This is a genomic window from Glycomyces harbinensis (genome assembly GCF_900101745.1).
Taxonomy (GTDB): domain Bacteria; phylum Actinomycetota; class Actinomycetes; order Mycobacteriales; family Micromonosporaceae; genus Glycomyces; species Glycomyces harbinensis.
Map to the genome: position 1 here is coordinate 42,849 of NZ_FNAD01000025.1, position 16,615 is coordinate 59,463.

14 protein-coding genes and 1 pseudogene are annotated in these 16,615 nt (G+C 72.0%); 5 read left to right on the top strand and 10 right to left on the bottom strand.

Features of this window, described 5'->3' with window-relative positions; all coding sequences use genetic code 11:
• The first annotated feature begins 2 nt into the window (after positions 1–2).
• A complete protein-coding gene (locus BLQ63_RS26480; RefSeq protein ID WP_143015110.1) occupies positions 3–857 on the top strand; it encodes an ion transporter in 855 nt (284 codons plus the stop codon).
• Positions 858–940: 83 nt separating this feature from the next.
• On the opposite strand, the gene BLQ63_RS26485 is transcribed toward BLQ63_RS26480, so the two are convergent.
• A complete protein-coding gene (locus BLQ63_RS26485; protein WP_218125525.1) occupies positions 941–1,726 on the bottom strand; it encodes an isoprenyl transferase in 786 nt (261 codons plus the stop codon).
• 267 nt (positions 1,727–1,993) lie between these two features.
• Between BLQ63_RS26485 and BLQ63_RS26490 the strand changes: the two genes are divergently transcribed.
• A complete protein-coding gene (locus BLQ63_RS26490) occupies positions 1,994–2,749 on the top strand; it encodes an alpha/beta hydrolase family protein (RefSeq protein ID WP_177155121.1) in 756 nt (251 codons plus the stop codon).
• A 5-nt stretch (positions 2,750–2,754) separates the two neighbouring features.
• Here BLQ63_RS26490 and recO read toward each other — a convergent pair whose 3' ends face one another.
• The gene (recO, locus tag BLQ63_RS26495; protein WP_091040550.1) at positions 2,755–3,507 is read right to left on the bottom strand and encodes a DNA repair protein RecO; all 753 of its coding nucleotides are present in this window, start codon (positions 3,505–3,507) and stop codon (positions 2,755–2,757) included.
• A gap of 335 nt (positions 3,508–3,842) precedes the next feature.
• Here recO and BLQ63_RS26500 point away from each other — a divergent pair, with 335 nt between their 5' ends.
• Positions 3,843–4,499: an MOSC domain-containing protein gene (locus BLQ63_RS26500; RefSeq protein ID WP_091040551.1), complete on the top strand. Its 657-nt coding sequence runs from the start codon at positions 3,843–3,845 to the stop codon at positions 4,497–4,499.
• Positions 4,500–4,556: 57 nt separating this feature from the next.
• Here BLQ63_RS26500 and BLQ63_RS26505 read toward each other — a convergent pair whose 3' ends face one another.
• From BLQ63_RS26505 to BLQ63_RS26515, 3 genes are all read right to left on the bottom strand, one after another.
• Positions 4,557–5,009, bottom strand: coding sequence for a hypothetical protein (locus BLQ63_RS26505; RefSeq protein WP_091040552.1), 453 nt, complete (start codon positions 5,007–5,009; stop codon positions 4,557–4,559).
• Positions 5,010–5,105: 96 nt separating this feature from the next.
• On the bottom strand, positions 5,106–5,726 hold the full coding sequence (locus BLQ63_RS26510) for an endonuclease V (protein WP_091040562.1): 621 nt from the start codon (positions 5,724–5,726) through the stop codon (positions 5,106–5,108).
• Between the two features lie 116 nt (positions 5,727–5,842).
• Positions 5,843–6,148: a hypothetical protein gene (locus BLQ63_RS26515; RefSeq protein WP_091040553.1), complete on the bottom strand. Its 306-nt coding sequence runs from the start codon at positions 6,146–6,148 to the stop codon at positions 5,843–5,845.
• A gap of 122 nt (positions 6,149–6,270) precedes the next feature.
• Between BLQ63_RS26515 and BLQ63_RS26520 the strand changes: the two genes are divergently transcribed.
• A complete protein-coding gene (locus BLQ63_RS26520) occupies positions 6,271–7,350 on the top strand; it encodes an NAD-dependent epimerase/dehydratase family protein (RefSeq protein WP_143015111.1) in 1,080 nt (359 codons plus the stop codon).
• 50 nt (positions 7,351–7,400) lie between these two features.
• Here BLQ63_RS26520 and BLQ63_RS26525 read toward each other — a convergent pair whose 3' ends face one another.
• From BLQ63_RS26525 to BLQ63_RS26545, 5 genes are all read right to left on the bottom strand, one after another.
• A complete protein-coding gene (locus tag BLQ63_RS26525) occupies positions 7,401–8,126 on the bottom strand; it encodes a hypothetical protein (RefSeq protein WP_091040554.1) in 726 nt (241 codons plus the stop codon).
• A gap of 138 nt (positions 8,127–8,264) precedes the next feature.
• The gene (locus BLQ63_RS26530) at positions 8,265–9,419 is read right to left on the bottom strand and encodes a uroporphyrinogen-III synthase (protein ID WP_091040555.1); all 1,155 of its coding nucleotides are present in this window, start codon (positions 9,417–9,419) and stop codon (positions 8,265–8,267) included.
• A complete protein-coding gene (gene nirD / locus BLQ63_RS26535) occupies positions 9,419–9,760 on the bottom strand; it encodes a nitrite reductase small subunit NirD (RefSeq protein ID WP_091040556.1) in 342 nt (113 codons plus the stop codon). The genes BLQ63_RS26530 and nirD overlap by 1 nt, the downstream gene beginning before the upstream one ends.
• Positions 9,761–9,763: 3 nt before the next feature.
• Positions 9,764–12,241, bottom strand: coding sequence for a nitrite reductase large subunit NirB (gene nirB, locus BLQ63_RS26540; protein WP_091040557.1), 2,478 nt, complete (start codon positions 12,239–12,241; stop codon positions 9,764–9,766).
• The gene (locus BLQ63_RS26545; RefSeq protein WP_218125527.1) at positions 12,238–13,677 is read right to left on the bottom strand and encodes an FAD-dependent oxidoreductase; all 1,440 of its coding nucleotides are present in this window, start codon (positions 13,675–13,677) and stop codon (positions 12,238–12,240) included. Before BLQ63_RS26545 ends, nirB begins: the two co-directional genes overlap by 4 nt.
• 290 nt (positions 13,678–13,967) lie before the next feature.
• On the opposite strand from BLQ63_RS26545, the pseudogene BLQ63_RS28670 reads away from it, so the two are divergent.
• Positions 13,968–15,914, top strand: a pseudogene (locus BLQ63_RS28670) (terpene synthase family protein); the annotation flags it as partial.
• Positions 15,915–16,615: the final 701 nt, after the last annotated feature.

Here is a 16,615-nt window from a genome sequence, read left to right on the forward strand (position 1 = left end):
CCGTGCGCGTTCCCACCCTAGGTACCGACCCCAGCCGCATCCCGGCCGCTTGCAGGGCGCTGCTCGCCCACCGGCGGTTCCAGATGCTGTCCATCGCTGTGATCGTGGTGAACGGCGCGGTGCTGGGAGCGATGACGTTCCCGCGGGCGGAGAGGGTCGCGGGCGGCTTCCTGCACTGGGTGGACTACGTGTGCCTGGTGTTCTTCTCGCTCGAGGTCGCGGCGGGGATCGTGTCGTTCGGGCGGCGGCCGTGGCGGTACTTCCGCGACGGGTGGAACGTGTTCGACTTCGTGATCGTGGTGGCGTCGTTCCTGCCGGGCATTCGGGAGAACGTGACGATCCTGCGGATGCTGCGCCTGGCGCGGATCGTGCGGATCTTCCGGTCGATGCCGTCGCTGCGGCTGATCCTGGTCTCGGCCGGGAAGGCGCTGCCGAAGTCGGCGGGCGTGTTCGCGCTGACGGGCCTGGTCATGTACCTGTGGGCGATGATCGGGTGGATCGCGTTCAACAAGAGCGACCCGGCCCACTTCGGTACGGTCGGGAAGGCGCTGCTGAACCTGTTCCAGCTGGTGGCGTTCGACGACATGGGCAATGTCATCCGCGCCAGCATGGCCAACAACATGTGGACGCTGCCGTACTACGTGGTGTTCATCCTGTTCGGCGCGTTCATCCTGGTGAACCTCATGATCGGCGTGGTGCTGGCCTCGATGGAGGAGGCGCAGAAACTCGACGACGAGGACGGCCAGGTCTCGGCGGACACGGCGCTGCTGCTGGAGCGGATCGACAAATTGCAGTCGACCGTGGACAAGCTGGCGGACGACCAGGAGCGGGCGCGGCAGTACACGCCGTTCCGTTAAGTAGCGGAGACCGGGTTGGGCTCGGCTCCGCCGCTGTGCCTTTTCCTTCGGCTCCGCCGCAGTGGCGCGGGACGCCTGTCGGCCTACTGAACGACCGGGTTGGGCTCGGCTCCGCCGAAGCGGCGGTCGCGGCTGGCGTAGATCTCGCAGGCCTGCCACAGGTGGCGGCGGTCGAAGTCGGGCCAGAGAACGTCGAGGTAGACCATCTCGGCGTAGGCGGACTGCCAGGGCAGGAAGTTCGAGGTGCGCTGCTCGCCGGAGGGGCGCAGGAACAGGTCGACGTCGGGCAGGTCGGGGTTGTAGAGGTAGCGGGCGAAGGTCTTCTCGGTGACGCGCTCGGGGTTGACCCTGCCGGCCTTGACGTCGCGGGCGAGGGCCGCGGCGGCGTCGGCGATCTCGGCGCGGCCGCCGTAGTTCACGCAGAACTGGAGGGTGATCTTGTCGTTGTGCTTCGACATCTCCTCGGCCACTTCGAGTTCTGAGATGACGCTCTTCCAGAGCTTGGGGCGGCGGCCGGCCCAGCGGATGCGGACGCCCATGGCGTGGAGCTCGTCGCGGCGGCGGTGGATGACGTCGCGGTTGAAGCCCATGAGCCAGCGGACCTCGTCGGGGCTGCGGCGCCAGTTCTCGGTGGAGAACGCGTAGGCGGAGAGGGTGGAGACGCCCATCTCGATGGCGCCCTCGATGGTGTCGAAGAGAGAGGCCTCGCCCATGGTGTGGCCTTCGGTGCGCTTGAGGCCGCGGTCCTTGGCCCAGCGGCCGTTGCCGTCCATGACGAGGGCGATGTGGCGCGGGACGAACTCGCGGGGCAGCGCGGGCGGCTTGGCGCCCGAGGGGTGCGGCTTCGGCGGCTCGTACGTGCGGCTCACAGATCCTCCAAGGGTCGGTCCGGCGGGCCTCGATCGTAGTCCCGGAGCGAGCGCGCACGGGCGCACGGCCCCGCCACGGTGAGCGGGTCCGAAAGCGGCACCGCCGCGGGCACGAATCGGAGTCGGCGGGGCCGTCCTGTCGTACCCGCCGGGCATCGTTGAAGCCGGGGGCGCTTGCGAACCGGCGCCCGGGGCGCCGGCCCGTGCCCTCGATTCGCTGCCGCTCGTGCGATGGCGCCTCGGTGTGGGCTCTGTTACGTTCAGGCCGTGGACCCTCTCAACGTCGAGCACGCCGGGCGCACCCTCCGGGGCGTCCTCCACCTCCCCCATCCGCACCGCGAGCCCGTCCCGGCCGTGGTCCTGTGCCACGGTTTCGGCGAGAACCGCATGGGCTCGCGCGACGAGTTCGTGCGGCTCGCCCGCCTCCTCGCCGACAAGGGCGTCGCGGCCTACCGGTTCGACTTCGCCGCGTTCGGCGAGTCCGACGGCGACCCCGCGGACTTCAGCGTCTCCGACCAGGTGTCCCAGCTCGGCGCGGTGCTCGACCAGCTCGAGCGCAACCGCGCCGTCGACCCCGCGCGCATCGGCGTGCTCGGGTTCAGCATGGGCGCACTGACGGCCGTGCTGACCGCGGGCGCGCGGCCCCTGCGGACCCTCGCGCTGTGGGCGCCCTCGGGCGGCGCGCTGAACCTGCCGTTCTGGAACGGCGGGCCCTACCGCGATCAGATCCGCGACTGGGGCTACGCCGATTACAACGGCATCCGCTTCGGCCGGGCGTTCCTCGACGACCTGCCCGGACTCGACCAGTTCGCCGCCGCGCGACGCCACGCCGGCCCGGTGCTCCTCGCGGGCGGCACCGAGGACAGCCTCATGCGCGCCGAGCTCATCGACCCTTATGTTGAGGCGTGGGGCGCGCGGCTGGAGCTGCACCGCATCGAGGGCATGGGCCACAGCCCGGGCACCCTCGCGGAGCGGGAGCGGCTGCTAGACCTCACCGGGGAGTTCCTGCTGCGCACCGTGTGAGCGGTTCAGGTCTGGTGCGGGACGTACTTGAGCGTCCTCAGGGGACGTTCGGAGTGCCACTGGAAGTGGGCGGCGATGAGCCCCGCGGCCTCGGACCGCTGGCGCCGGTCGGCGGACGCGGCGTTCTCCCAGTCGCCGGACTCCAAGGCGCGCATGAGTTCCAGCGAGGCCGGGGCGGGCACGGAGGCGCCGCCGGGCCGGCAGTCGGAGCAGACCGCGCCGCCGGCGGCGACGGCGAAGGCCCGGTGCGCGCCGTCCCTGCCGCAGACGGCGCATTCGCCGAGCGAGGGCGCCCAGCCGGCGGACTTCATGCCGCGCAGCAGGTAGGAGTCCATGACCAGGACCGGCGGGATGCTGGTCTCGGCGAGGGCGCGGAAGGCGCCGAGGGTGAGCCGGAAGACGTCCAGGTCGGGCTGGTGGTCCTCGGGGACGAGCCGTTCGGCGGCCTCGGCGATGACGCACGCGGCGGTGTACGCGGCCCAGTCGCCGCTGATCGCGCCGCCGCTCAGGTGCAGGCCGACGGCCTGGGTGACGGTGTGGAGTTCGGCGCGGCCCTCGATGAGCTGGAGGTCGACGTGGCTGAACGGCGCGAGGCGGGCCCCGAATTTGGAGGAGGTGCGGCGCAGGCCCTTGGCCATGGCGCGGTAGCGGCCGCGAGTGCGCCCGAGGACCGACACGATCGCGTCGGCTTCGCCGAGTTTGAAGGTGCGCAGGACCACCGCATCGTCGCGGAACAGTTTTCGAGTGCCGACCCCCACGAAGCAAGCCTATCCCGGCCGGCCGACAGCGCCGGCGAAGTCGCGGGCGGCGAACGGGCGCGACACCGTGGAGGGCGCCGGAGCGAAGACGGCCGGGCCGACTTGTCGGACCCCTCGGGCACCCTTGCGATCGGGGGGCCTGCGAACCGGCCCCCTGGGGCATCGCCCCTGCCCATGATCCGGCCGCACCGTAAGCCTGCGAGCCTGCGAGCCTGCGAAATGTCATACCCGCCGGGCATCGTTGAAGCCGGGGGCGCCTGCGCACCGGCGCCCGGGACGCCTTCCCCTGCCCAAAAGCGATTGCCCTGCCCCAGCGGCGCCGTTAGGCTCCGGCGGTGAGGATCATCTCCGTGAACGTCGGCAGGCCCCGGCCCAACCTCTGGAAGCCGGGCACCGAGTTCACCGGCATCGACAAGCGCCCCGTCGCCGGACCGGTCCGGGTGGCCCCGCCCGGGCCCAAGGGCACCGGCGCCGTCGGCCTCGAAGGCGACCGCGCCGGCGACGTCGACCACCACGGCGGCGACGACCAGGCCGTCTACGCCTACGCCGGCGAGGACTACGCCCACTTCAACGCCCTCACCGGCCGCGAGTTCGGCCCCGGCGCGTTCGGGGAGAACCTCACCACCGCCGGATACGACGTCAACGCCGCCCGCATCGGCGAGCGCTGGGCCGGCCCCGGCGGCCTGGTCCTCCAGGTGACCTGCGCGCGCACCCCCTGCGGCACCTTCCGGGGCTGGATCGAGGAGCGCGGCTGGCTCAAGACCTTCACCCGCGAGGCCCGCCCGGGCCCGTACCTGCGGGTGGTCGAACCGGGCCACGTCGAGCAGGACACCGAGCTCGAGGTCGTCCACCGGCCCGACCTCGACTTGACCGTCGCGATGTACTTCCGGGCGATGATGGGCGAACGCGACCTCATCCCCCGGCTCCTCGAATCACCCGACATCCCTCCCAGCGAGATCGGGTACCTGCGCGGCCGCTACGACGAGGGCTGAGACCGCACACGGCACGGCGCCCCGGCCCGAAAGGGCCGGGGCGCTTCTCGTCTCGCTTCAGGCGGCGATGGGCTCGGCCCGCTTGCCGAAGTAGCGGTTCGCGCTCGGGGCGAACATCAGGACCGTCGCGAGCAGCACGGCCGCGATGTGCGTCATCCGGGTCACGAAGAACGCGATCGCGAACTCGCTGTCGCCGCCGAACGCGGCGATGAACGACTCGCCCTCGGCTAGGAACCTGATCGGTTCGATGACCAGCGAGACCAGGCCGATCACCGACAGCAGCAGGGCGAGGCTCCAGCGGGCCCAGCGCCGGCCCGACGCGAAGAACGCCACGAGCACGAACGCTCCGATGTAGATCGCCGAGCGCATGCCGACGTTCATCCAGACGTCGCCGTCGATCCCCGACTCCTTGGCGACCGCGCTGACGGCCAGCACGGTCTCGATCACGCCGGCCAGGATCGCGACGACCCACAGCAGGGCGGCGTGCTTGATGGTTTCCGGTTTCTCCATGGCCCCAACGCTATTGACCTAGGGGGGACGGCACCATCCTGCGGACACCTCCGCCGGGGGTGGGGCGGACCCTACCCGCGCGCGGGCCGCCGCGGCTCACGCTTCGGCGAGTCGCCTGCGGCCCAACTGGTCCGCGGCCCGGATCGGTTCGGGGATCCGGTAGTCCGGGGCGAGTTCGAGGATGAGCTCCCGGGCGGTGTCGAGCGTGCAGCGGTGCCCGACGGAGACGTAGACGGGCTTCACGCCGTCCTGGGTGCGCAGCGCGCAGCCCACCGTCTCCTCCCCCGCGCTGATCGCGGTCCACTCGCCGCGCCGCGGCCCCGGCGCGGTCACCGGCAGGTGCGGCGGGTTCTTCGCGACGCCGATCGCGGGCGCGTCCAGGACCACCCCGAGATGGCACGCGAGGCCGAACCGGCGCGGATGGGTGAGCCCGTACCCGTCGCACACGTACAGGTCCGGGGTGACCGCCAGCGCCTCGATCGCTCGGAGCAGCAGCGGGAGTTCGCGGAAGGCGAGCAGTCCGGGGATGTACGGGAAGTCGGAGACGCCGCGCACGACCGCGCTGTCGAGGACGGCGCGGTCCTCGCGGCGCAGGACCACCGCGGTGGCGACGGCGGCGTCGCTGTGCTTGTCGTAGGCGATGTCGAGGCCCGCGATCGTGTCGACGGGGCGGTCGTCGTCGGCGACGACCACGCATCCGGCCAGTTCGGTCTGCATCGCCACCGCCTCGGCTTCGTCGCTCGGCAGCCGGGCGTAGACCGGGCGGGACGGGTCCTCGGAGGTGTCGCTCACCCCGGAAGCCTAACGAGCGGTGCCCGGGGGCATCAACGGCCTCACAGGCCCGTGCCGAAGCCGGGGCCGGTGTCGGGGCCGAACTCGTGCTCGTCCTCGTGGTCGAAGTCGTGGTCGGGGTCGAAGTCGGGTTCGAGTGCGAAGGGCTCGTCGTCGGCGTCGAAGTCGGCCGCTTCGGTCTCGAAGCTGCCGTCTTCCTCGGTTTCGTAGAGGAACGCGTCGTCGTCGGCGAAGAGGTCGTCTTCGGGTGCGGGGCCGTCGTCGGCGGGGTCGTCCGGGGAGGCCGCGAGGGACGCGAAGAAGTCGTCGCCGAATCCGCCCTCGTCGCCGAACAGCTCGTCGGTCATGGCGTCCTCCACGGTTCCCCTCTGCCTGCCTCCCACCATAATCCGCGGGTGCGACGCGCGGGCCGCGCTGCTGTGGGCGAACGGCGCTTGCCAGCCGCCCGGTCGGTGTTCATGCTGAGGGGATGAGCACACAACCGAAGCGGGTCCTCGTCCTCGGCGGGACCGTCTACCTTTCCCGGACCATCGCGCGCATGGCGGTCGAGCGCGGCCACCAGGTCACCGCTGCGGCGCGCGGCACCAGCGGCGAGCCGCCCGAGGGCGTCGAGTTCGTGAAGATCGACCGCAGTTCGCCCGAGGGGGTGGAGGCGCTGCGGGGCAGGGAGTTCGACGCGGTCTTCGACGTCGCGCGCCTGCCCGCGTACGTCGGCCCGGTCCTGGACGTCCTCGCCGACCATGCGGGGCACTGGTCGTTCATCTCCTCGATCTCGGCCTACGACAAGGACGGTGCGGGCGCGGACGAGGTGCACGAGCCGACGGCGCCCGACTCGACGGACCCGTCCGTGGAGGTCTACGGCGCGAGCAAGGTCGCCTGCGAGAACCTGGTGCGCGAGCGCCTGGGCGACCGGGCGCTCGTCACCCGGCCCGGTCTCATCGTGGGCCCCGGGGACCCGGTCGACCGGCTCGGCTTCTGGCCGCTGCGCTTCAGCGAGGGCGGCGAGATCCTGGCGCCGGGCGCGAAGGACCGGCCGGTGCAGTGGATCGACGTGGTGGATTACGTGAACTGGCTGCTCGACGCCGCGGACGCGAAGCTCACCGGGACGTTCGACGCGATCGGCGACCACATCGGGACGGGCGAGTTCTTCGACGGGATCGCCGACGCGCTCCTGGAGGAGGGGCACATCACCGAGCGCCCGCAGCTGACGTGGGTGTCGCAGGAGTTCCTGCTCGAACAAGAGGTGACCCCTTGGGCGGGCCATGAGTCGATCGGCTTCTGGGCGCCTTCGCCCGAGTACGACGGGCACGCGAGCCGGCCCGCGGGTCCGGCCGTCGCGGCGGGGCTGCGCCTGTCTTCGCTGCAGGAGACGGTGAAGCGGTGGTGGCGGGCGAACGCGGCGTCGCCGAGCCTGCGCGCGGGCATGAGCCGGGTGCGGGAGGGCGAGCTGCTGGCGGCCTGGCACGGGACCGAGCCCGATCCCGACCTGGCGTGGTACGACCGCGAGCGCCGGTTCAAGGTGCCGGGGGCGGACGCGCCCGCGGGATAGGACGCGACGACGGCCCCGCCTTCCGGCGGGGCCGTCGTTCGTCTCGTGCGCTACTGCTGCGGCGGGGGCGGCGGCTGCTGGCCGTAGGGCGGCTGGCCCGGGGGCGGGGGCTGCTGGCCGTACGGGGGCTGCCCGCCGTAGGGAGGCTGGCCGGGGTAGGGGCCCGTCGGCGGCTCGTCCTTGCGGAAGAACTCGTTGGAGGCCGGGACGGCCAGCAGGATGATGATGAGCAGCGAGCCGACGACGAACGCCAGCAGGGTGACCCAGTCGAGGACGTTGACCCAGGCGGGGGTCGCGTCCTCGACCGCCTGCGTCATCTCGTCCTGGTACTCGGTGCCGTTGACCGTGTAGGTGGCCTGGCCGACCTGGCCGATGATGCCGAAGACGCCGCAGCACAGCAGGGCGATGCCCGAGAGGATCCAGCTGAGGATGCGCGAGGCCCGGCTGCCCTTGTTGTTGAGGATGCCGAGGATGACGTAGAAGATCGCGAAGAGGATGTAGACGCCGGCGACGGCCGCGAACATGACGGTGATGAGCGCGCCGATGTCGTCGGCGGTGATCCCCGCGGAATCGAGGCTGGGGTCCGACATGATCTCGTCGACGGCGACGTCCTTGACGGCCGACTGCACGGCGAACATGCCGATGCCGGTGATGACGAGCAGTGCCGCGGTGATGAACTGGGTCCAGACGACGGCGGTGACCGAGGTGGGCTTGACCCTCGGTCCGGACGGCGGTGGCGGCTGTTGCGGATACTGCGGCGCCGGCGGGTATGCCATGACGGCCTCCGATTCGGATATGTGCGTCGGGCGGTGGGTTCTCGGGCTCCCTCATCGTACGGAGTCCGCGCGACTCCCGCCACTCATCCTCAATGGCCGGACGCCGCCCCGCCGCGGCGAGCCGGCGGGGCGGCGTTCTCAGACTTCGAGGTTGAGCCGGTAGCCGCGCTTGATGACCGTCTCGACGCAGGTCCGCAGGTGCACCGCGTCCCGCAGCCGCGTCACGGCCATCTCCACTGCGTGCCCGTCCGCGCCCCGGGGCAGGTGGCCCAGGAGTTCGGCGCGGGACAGGACCTTCCCGTTGGCGCTGGCGAGGGCGCGTATGACCGCCATGGGCGCGGGGGGCAGCTGGAACGGCTGGTCGTCGAGCAGCACCATGTGCCCGCGCAGTTCGATCCGGTGGCCCGTCGCCAACTGCATCTTCCTGGAGCGCTTCGGCAGTGCCGAGGCGACCGTGCGCACCAGCGAGCCGAGGCGGGCCCGCTGCGGCTGCACCGTCTCGACTCCCAAGCGCGTCAAGGGGGCCGCGGTGACGGGGCCGACCGCGACGGGGAGGACGCCGTTGTCCTCCGCCGAGGCGCGGAAGGCCTCCAGCAGGTCGGCGGCCTGGTCGCCGGCGATGCGCAGGAGCGCGTTCGCGGCGGGCGCCGACGTGAAGGTGACCGCGTCGATGCGCCTGGCGCAGATGGCGTCCACGAGCCGCTGCACCGGCGTGATGTCGGTGGGCAGCGTCCAGCGGTAGACCGGGACCGGGACGGCCACGCCGCCGCCTTCGCGGACGGTGCGGATGAAGTCCTCGGCCGGGTCGCCGTGCAGCTGGATCGCGACCTTCTGCCCGGCGACGCCCTTCTCGCGCAGATACTCCACGACCTCGTCGCCGGTCTCGCTCGGCGCGGTCCACTCCTCGGTGAGGCCGGCCGCGCGCACCGCCCCGAGGGCCTTGGGCCCCCGGCACAGGATGCGGGCCTCGCCGCACACGCGCAGCAGGTCGTCGCCCATGCCCCAGCCCTCGGCGGCCTCGAGCCAGCCGCGGAAGCCGATGCCCGTGGTCGCCACGACCAGGTCGGGCGCCTCCCTGATGAGCTCCACTGTGGCCGCCCGCAGCGCCTCGTCGTCCGGCAGCGGGACGATGCGCAGGGTCGGGGCGACGACGGTGCGGGCACCCCGGCGCTCCAGCAGCGTCGACAGCTCGTCGGCGCGCCGCTGAGCGGTGACGGCGACCGTGTAGCCGGTCAGCGGCGCGAGCGCCGCCCGGGCTTCGGACTCGCGGATCGGGGCACCGGTGCCGACCATCAGGCGCTCGCTTCCGCTTCCGCGCGGACGCCGACGCGGACCTCGCCGCCGAGCACCTCCACCGCGAAGACCTCCAGCGCCACCGACTCGTCGTCGAGGCACACCCCGGTCTTGAGCGAGAACGCCTGCTTGAGCAGCGGGCTCACCACGACCGGTTCGCCGCCGCGATCGCCGACGAGCCCGCGGCTGATGACGTTCGCGTGCATGAACGGGTCGCGGTTGGCGACCGCGAAGAGGCTGTCGTCGAACAGCCGGAACACCGCGACCTGGGTGCCGTCGCCCAAGAGGGCGGCGACCCCGCGGCCGGGGATCAGGCGGTCGAACTCGCAGATCGTTTGCATGGCTTACTTCCTTTCCGGAGTGCCGAGCAGCACCGGTTGGGTGTGCGAGCGTGCGGTCGTGCCGGCCGGGAACTTCTGGCCCCGGACGGTCTCGAACTCGATCGAGGGGTCGGGCGCCTCGGGGGCGTTGACGAAGGACACGAACCGCTGGAGCTTCTCGGGGTCGTCGATGACGCCCTTCCACTCGTCGGCGTAGTTCTCGACGTGCTTGGCCATGAGGGCGTCGAGCTCGCCGCAGATGCCGAGCTTGTCGTCCACGATGACCTCGCGCAGGTAGTCGATGCCGCCTTCGAGGGCCTCGACCCACTTCGAGGTGCGCTGGAGCCGGTCGGCGGTCGAGATGTAGAACATCAGGAACCGGTCGATGGTCCGCACCAGCGTCTCAGAGTCCACATCGGACATGAGCAGGTCGGCGTGGCGGGGCGTGAAACCGCCGTTGCCGCCCACGTACAGATTCCAGCCGTGCTCGGTCGCGATGACCCCGAAGTCCTTGCCGCGGGCCTCGGCGCACTCCCTCGCGCACCCCGAGACCGCCGACTTGAGCTTGTGGGGGCTGCGCAGGCCCCGGTAGCGCAGTTCGAGGTCGATCGCCATCTTCACCGAGTCCTGGACGCCGTAGCGGCACCAGTCGGTGCCCACGCAGGACTTCACGGTGCGCAGGGCCTTGCCGTAGGCGTGCCCCGACTCGAACCCCGCGTCCACCAGCTTGCGCCAGATCTTCGGCAGGTCCTCCACGCGGGCGCCGAACATGTCGATGCGCTGGCCGCCGGTGATCTTGGTGTAGAGGTCGAACTCCTTGGCGACCTGGCCGATCACGATGAGCTTGTCGGGCGTGATCTCGCCGCCGGGGATGCGCGGGACCACCGAGTAGGTGCCGTTGCGCTGCATGTTCGCCAGGAAGTGGTCGTTGGTGTCCTGGAGCGCGGCCTGCTCGCCCTCGAGGATGTGCCCGTTGGACAGGCTCGCGAGGATCGAGGCGACCGCGGGCTTGCACAGGTCGCAGCCCGAACCGGTGCCGTGGCGGGCGATCAGCTCCGAGAAGGTGGTGATGCCCGTGACCTTGACGATGTCGAACAGCTCCGCCCGGGACTGGGTGAAGTGCTCGCACACCGACTTGGAGACCTCGACGCCGCCTTCGGCCAAGAGCTGCTTGAGCATCGGGACGCACGAGCCGCAGGAGGTGCCGGCCTTCGTGCAGGCCTTCAGCGACGGGACGTCGACGCAGCCCTCGTCGTGGATGGCGCCCATGATGTCGCCCTTGGTGACGGCGTTGCACGAGCACACCTGGGCCGCGTCGGGAAGGGTCCCTTCGACCTCGCCGCCGCCGAGGAGGTCGGCGAGCTTCGCCGGGACCTTCCCGCCGACCGAGGCGCGCAGCAGCGGGTACGCCTCCGCGTCGCCGACGAGCATCCCGCCCAGCAGGGTCGTGGCGTCGTCGGAGAGCACGAGCTTCGCGTACGAGCCGTGCACCGGGTCCAGATAGGTCGTCGCGAGCGGGCCGTCGAACGCCCCGAACTGGGCCACGTCCACGCCCAGGAGCTTGAGCTTGGTCGACATGTCCGCGCCCGGGAAGGTCGCCTCGCCGCCCGCGAGGCGGTCGGCGACGACCTCGGCCATCGCGTAGCCGGGGGCCACGAGCCCGTAGCAGACGCCCTCCATGGCGGCGACCTCGCCGATCGCGTACACGTCCGGGTCCGAGGTCTGGCAGGCCAGGTCGGTGGTGATGCCGCCGCGCTCGCCGACGGCGATGCCGCACTCGCGCGCCAGCTGGTCGCGGGGGCGCACGCCCGCCGCGAAGACGATCAGGTCCGTCTCGTAGGAGACGCCCTCGCGGTTGGTGTCCATGAGCAGCCGGCCGTCGACCGCGGAGATCCTGGTGCCGCCGGTCGAGCAGTCGACGCCGATGCCGAGCTTCTCGATGTGCTGCTTGAGGATGCCGCCGCCGGCCTCGTCGAGCTGGCGAGCCATGAGCCACGGCGCGAACTCCACGATCTGCGTCTCCAGGCCCAGCAGCTTCAGGGCGTTCGCCGCCTCGAGGCCGAGCAGGCCGCCGCCGATGACGACGCCGTGGCGCCGCCCGGAGGCGTGGGCCTTGATCGACTCCAGGTCCTCGACGGTGCGGTAGACGAACACGCCCTCGAGGTCGGCGCCCTCCATCGGCGGCACGAACGCGTACGAGCCGGTCGCGAACACGAGCTTGTCGTAGGCGTAGTCGCCCGCGCTCGAGCGCACCGTGCGCGCCTCGCGGTCCACCGCGACCGCGGGCTCGCCCAGGCGCACGTCGACGCCGGGCAGGTCCGAGGCGAGCGAGAGCTCCTCCGCGCTGACCCCGTCGAAGAACGCCGACAGGCGCACCCGGTCGTAGGCCGGGCGGGGCTCCTCGGCGAGGACCGTGACGTCCCAGGACGGGTCGCGCTGGGTGACCGCCTCCAGGAACCGGCGGCCGACCATGCCGTCGCCGATGACTACCAACTTGCTCATGATGCAGACACCTCGTTCATTCGCGCAGCGTCGATGACCGCCGCGGCCTGGCCCAGACCGGCGACGGTGCCGTTGAGCCACTTGCAGATCCCGGCGACGTCCTCGGCGCACGTGCCGCAGCCGGTCGAGGCCTGCGTGGCCTCCGTCAAGGCCTCGGGGGTGCGCGCCCCGTCGAGGAACGCGCGGCTGAGCGTCCCCTTGGTGACGTTGTTGCACCGGCAGACCACGACCTCGTCGGGCATGGAAGCGGGGGTTTCGGGGGCCACCGAGACGGACTCGCCGGGGCGGCCCATCAGGAGGGTGCGGCGGTCGTGCGGCACCGGGTCGCCGGTGTCGAACAGCTGGACCACCTGGCCGACCATGGGGTTGTCGCCGAGCATGACCGCCCCCGCGAGGCGGCCGTCGGCGTCGATCACCAGGCGGGCGTAGGTGCCCCGCGTGGGGTCGGCGAAGGAGACGACCTCGTCGCCGTCGACCTCCCCCATCGCGGCCAGGTCGATCCCCGCGGCCTTGAGGCGGGTGACCAGGCGCGAGCCCTCGTAGGCCGCGTCCGGGTTCACGCCGGAGAGGAGGTCGACCACGACGTCCGCCTGCTCCCAGGCCGGGCCGACCAGCCCGTAGGGGATGCCGCGGTGCTCGGCGCAGTCGCCCACCGCGAACACGTCCGGGTGAGAAGTGCGGCACTGGTCGTCGATGACGACCGCGCGGCCACAGGCGATGCCCATCGACGCCGCCAGCGCGGTGTTCGGCTTGACGCCGCACGAGACGACCAGGAGCTGGCCGGTGACGGTGCCGCCGTCGGCTAGCACCAGCGTCAGGCCGTCGTCGCCGTGGACGACCTCCACGGTCTGGGCGTCGGTCACGGAGCCGACGCCGACCTCGCCGTAGGACTCGGCGAGGACCTTGGCGCCCACGGGGTCGAGCTGGCGTTCCATGAGGTGGGTGGCGGCGTGGACCACGGTGACGTCCATGCCGCGCCCGGCCAGGCCGCGGGCGGCCTCCAGGCCCAGCAGGCCGCCGCCGAGCACGATCGCGCCGGCGCGGTTGGCGGCCTCGTCGAGGATCGCCCGCGCGTCCTCGATCGTGCGGAGCACGTAGGCGCCGGTGGGGAGCGGGTCGAGGCCGGGGATCGGCGGGACGAAGGCCTCGGCGCCGGTGGCGAGCACCAGCTTGTCGAAGGGGACGCCGTTGACGGTCTTCGCGTCCAGGTCGACCGCCTCGACCGCTTCGCCGAGGCGGAGGGTGACGTTGTCGGGCGGGACGGGCAGGGCGATCTCGGCCTCGCGCTGCTTTCCGGCGATGAGCCCTGAGAGCAGGATCCGGTTGTAGGCGGCGGTGGGCTCCGCCCCGAACACGGTGACCTCGACGCCGCGGCGCCCGAGTTCGCGGGCGATGCGGGCCCCGGCCATGCCGTAACCGACGATCGCGACCTTCACGCTCTGGACCTCCCGGTGCTGGACTGGCTGCTGGGGCGGCGCGGCGGCGGAGGTGCCGCGGCCGCGCTGTCCGGGAGACGGCGCTGTCGGTCCGGATTGCGCTCTAGATTCGCCCGGGGCTGTTTCGCGATCGAGCGGCGAATGTTTCGCGTGTGCTAAGTAGTCCGCACGCTTCCGGAGTCGGCGCCGGACAGCTCGTGCTCGGGGCCCGACTGGGGGTAGCGGGTCGGGAGAGAAGGCCTTACAGTGAACCGCACCGCAATCCACCGGTTTCGCCAGTAGGGAGCGCTATGTCAGAAAATCACCCGTTCGTGTTGCCCGTGTTCTATCTGCCGTATCCGGCCCGCCTGAATCAGCACGTCGAGGGCGCCCGCGTGCACGCGCGCGTGTGGGCGAAGGAGATGGGGATGCTCGACGCCCCGTCCGAGGGCGGCGGCGTGGTCTGGGACGAGGCCGAGCTCGACCGCCACGACTACGGCCTCCTGTGCGCCTACACGCACCCCGACTGCGACGCGCCCGCGCTCGACCTCATCACCGACTGGTACGTGTGGGTGTTCTTCTTCGACGACCACTTCCTCGACGCGTTCAAGCGCACCCGCGACACCGCCGGGGCCAAGGCGTACCTCGACCGCATCCCGCTGTTCATGCCTTTGGACCTCGGCGAGACGCCCGAGCCGGAGAACCCGGTCGAGCTGGGCCTGGCGGACCTGTGGCGGCGCACCGCGCCGTCGATGTCGATGGGCTGGCGCGAGCGGTTCCTCGTCAGCACCGTCAACCTGCTGTTCGAGTCGCTGTGGGAGCTGGCGAACATCAAGTCCGACCGGGTCGCCAACCCGATCGAGTACATCGAGATGCGCCGCAAGGTCGGCGGCGCGCCGTGGTCGGCCGGCCTGGTGGAGTACGCCGTCGGCGCCGAGGTGCCCGACAAGGTCAGCGCGTCCCGGCCCCTGGAGGTCCTGCGCGACACGTTCTCCGACGGGGTGCACCTGCGCAACGACCTGTTCTCGTACGAGCGGGAGGTCCGCAGCGAGGGCGAGAACGCCAACGCCGTCCTCGTCTTCGAGCGGTTCCTCGGCATGGCGACCCAGCCCGCGGCCGAGCTGGTCAACGACATCCTGACCTCGCGGCTGCACCAGTTCGAGAACACCGCGCTCACCGAGATCCCGCTGCTGTGCGCGGCCGAGGGCGTCACGCCGCCCGAGCAGCTGGCGATCGCCTTGTACGCCAAGGGGCTTCAGGACTGGCAGGCCGGCGGCCACGAGTGGCACATGCGCTCGAGCCGCTACATGAACGACGCGGCCGAGCGGGTCCTGCGCGGGCCCAACGGGGTCGGGACCTCGGGGGCGCGCATCGCCGCGTCCGGCCTCAAGCAGCACGTCAGGACCCCGTTCAAGCAGGTCGGGCCGACGGCGCTGCCGGAGTTCCCGCTGCCGTTCGCGCTACAGCTCAACCCGGGTCTGGACGAGGCCCGGCGCCACGCGGTCGAGTGGGCCGATCGGATGGGCTTCCTGGCGCCCGACCCGGCGCTCCAGGGCTCGGGGCTGTGGAACCGCCGCCAGTTCGTCGGCTTCGACTTCGCGATCTGCTCGGCGGGCATCGACCCCGACGGGACGCAGGAGGAGCTGAACGCCTCGGCCGACTGGCTCGCCTGGGGCACCTACGGCGACGACTACTACCCGGTGGCGTTCGGCCGCGGGCGGGACCTCAGCGCCGCGGTCGCGCAGCACCACCGGCTCCTGGCGTGCATGCCGCTGGACCTCGAAACCGTCCAGGTCCCGGCCAACCCGCTGGAGCGGGGGCTGACGGACCTGTGGCGGCGCACGGCCGCCGGCTTCGACGAGCGGGCCCGCGGCGAGTTCAGGCAGGCCGTGGAGACCATGCTCGAGGGCTGGCTGTGGGAGCTGCACACCGAGGGGCAGAACCGGGTGCCGGACCCGGTGGACTACGTGGAGATGCGCCGCGACTCGTTCGGTTCGGACCTGACGATGTCGCTCGCGCGCCTGCGGGCGGGGAGGCAGGTGCCCGACGCGGTGTGGAAGTCCCGGCCGCTGCTGGCGATGGAGGCCGCGGCGATGGACAACGTGTGCCTGCTCAACGACGTGTGCTCGTACCACAAGGAGATCGAGTACGAGGGGCAGCTGGTCAACGGGGTCGTCGTCATCGAGGAGTACCTCGGCTGCGGACGGGACGAGGCGGTGCGGATCGCCGCGGACCTGGCGAACGCCCGCATCGAGCAGTTCACGTTCGTCGAGACGACCGAGCTGCCGGGCCTGGCCGAGGAGTTCGACCTCGACCAGGACGCGCAGCGGGCCCTGGCGGGCTACGTGACCGACCTGAAGAACTGGGTCGCGGCCATCCACAAGTGGCACCTCGACGGCACCGACCGGTACACCGAGGCGGCCCTGAGGCGGGCCGTGGACATCGGTCCGGGGTCGATCGGGGCCAACGGCGTCGGCAGGTTCCTGGACGCCGGCGCGCCCGAGGACGCCGCGGCGGCCGCGAGCCCGGCGCTGAGCCGGGCCCTGCGGCCGCCGTCGTGGCGCGACTACCTGGCGCCGCGTCCCGAGAACGCGGCTCCGGCCGAGGTGGCCATGCCGAACGCGAACACCGCGGCCATCATGCGCCGCTTAGCGGGAGCGCCGTCCTCGTCCTCTTCGGCGGGGGCGGCGGCCTCCTCCACCGCGAGGGCCTCGGGCAGCGGCCCGGGGTCCCGCGGCGGATCGGGGGCCTCGCTCGGCTCCGGCTCCTCGGCCGCGGGCGTGACCGGCACCGGGGCGGCCGGCGTGGGGCTCTCGGACGCCGGGGGTTCGGGTTCGTCCGAAGGCGCGGGCGGCGCGGGAGCGGGCTCGGTGGGCGAGGGCGCCGGGGGCTCCGGCGACGGCGGCTCGGGCGGGGTCGGGGGCGTCGGGGGATGCGGAGGATGCGGAGGGTGGGGCGG

Bases quoted from the DNA above. Each gene is read 5' to 3' on its own strand.
- BLQ63_RS26520 (WP_143015111.1), top strand. From the start codon at position 6,271: ATGAGCACACAACCGAAGCGGGTCCTCGTCCTCGGCGGGACCGTCTAC.
- BLQ63_RS26510 (WP_091040562.1), bottom strand. From the start codon at position 5,726: ATGCAGACCGAACTGGCCGGATGCGTGGTCGTCGCCGACGACGACCGC.
- BLQ63_RS26530 (WP_091040555.1), bottom strand. From the start codon at position 9,419: ATGGTCGGCACCGGTGCCCCGATCCGCGAGTCCGAAGCCCGGGCGGCG.
- BLQ63_RS26515 (WP_091040553.1), bottom strand. From the start codon at position 6,148: ATGACCGACGAGCTGTTCGGCGACGAGGGCGGATTCGGCGACGACTTC.
- BLQ63_RS26525 (WP_091040554.1), bottom strand. From the start codon at position 8,126: ATGGCATACCCGCCGGCGCCGCAGTATCCGCAACAGCCGCCACCGCCG.
- nirB (WP_091040557.1), bottom strand. From the start codon at position 12,241: ATGAGCAAGTTGGTAGTCATCGGCGACGGCATGGTCGGCCGCCGGTTC.
- nirD (WP_091040556.1), bottom strand. From the start codon at position 9,760: ATGCAAACGATCTGCGAGTTCGACCGCCTGATCCCCGGCCGCGGGGTC.
- BLQ63_RS26505 (WP_091040552.1), bottom strand. From the start codon at position 5,009: ATGGAGAAACCGGAAACCATCAAGCACGCCGCCCTGCTGTGGGTCGTC.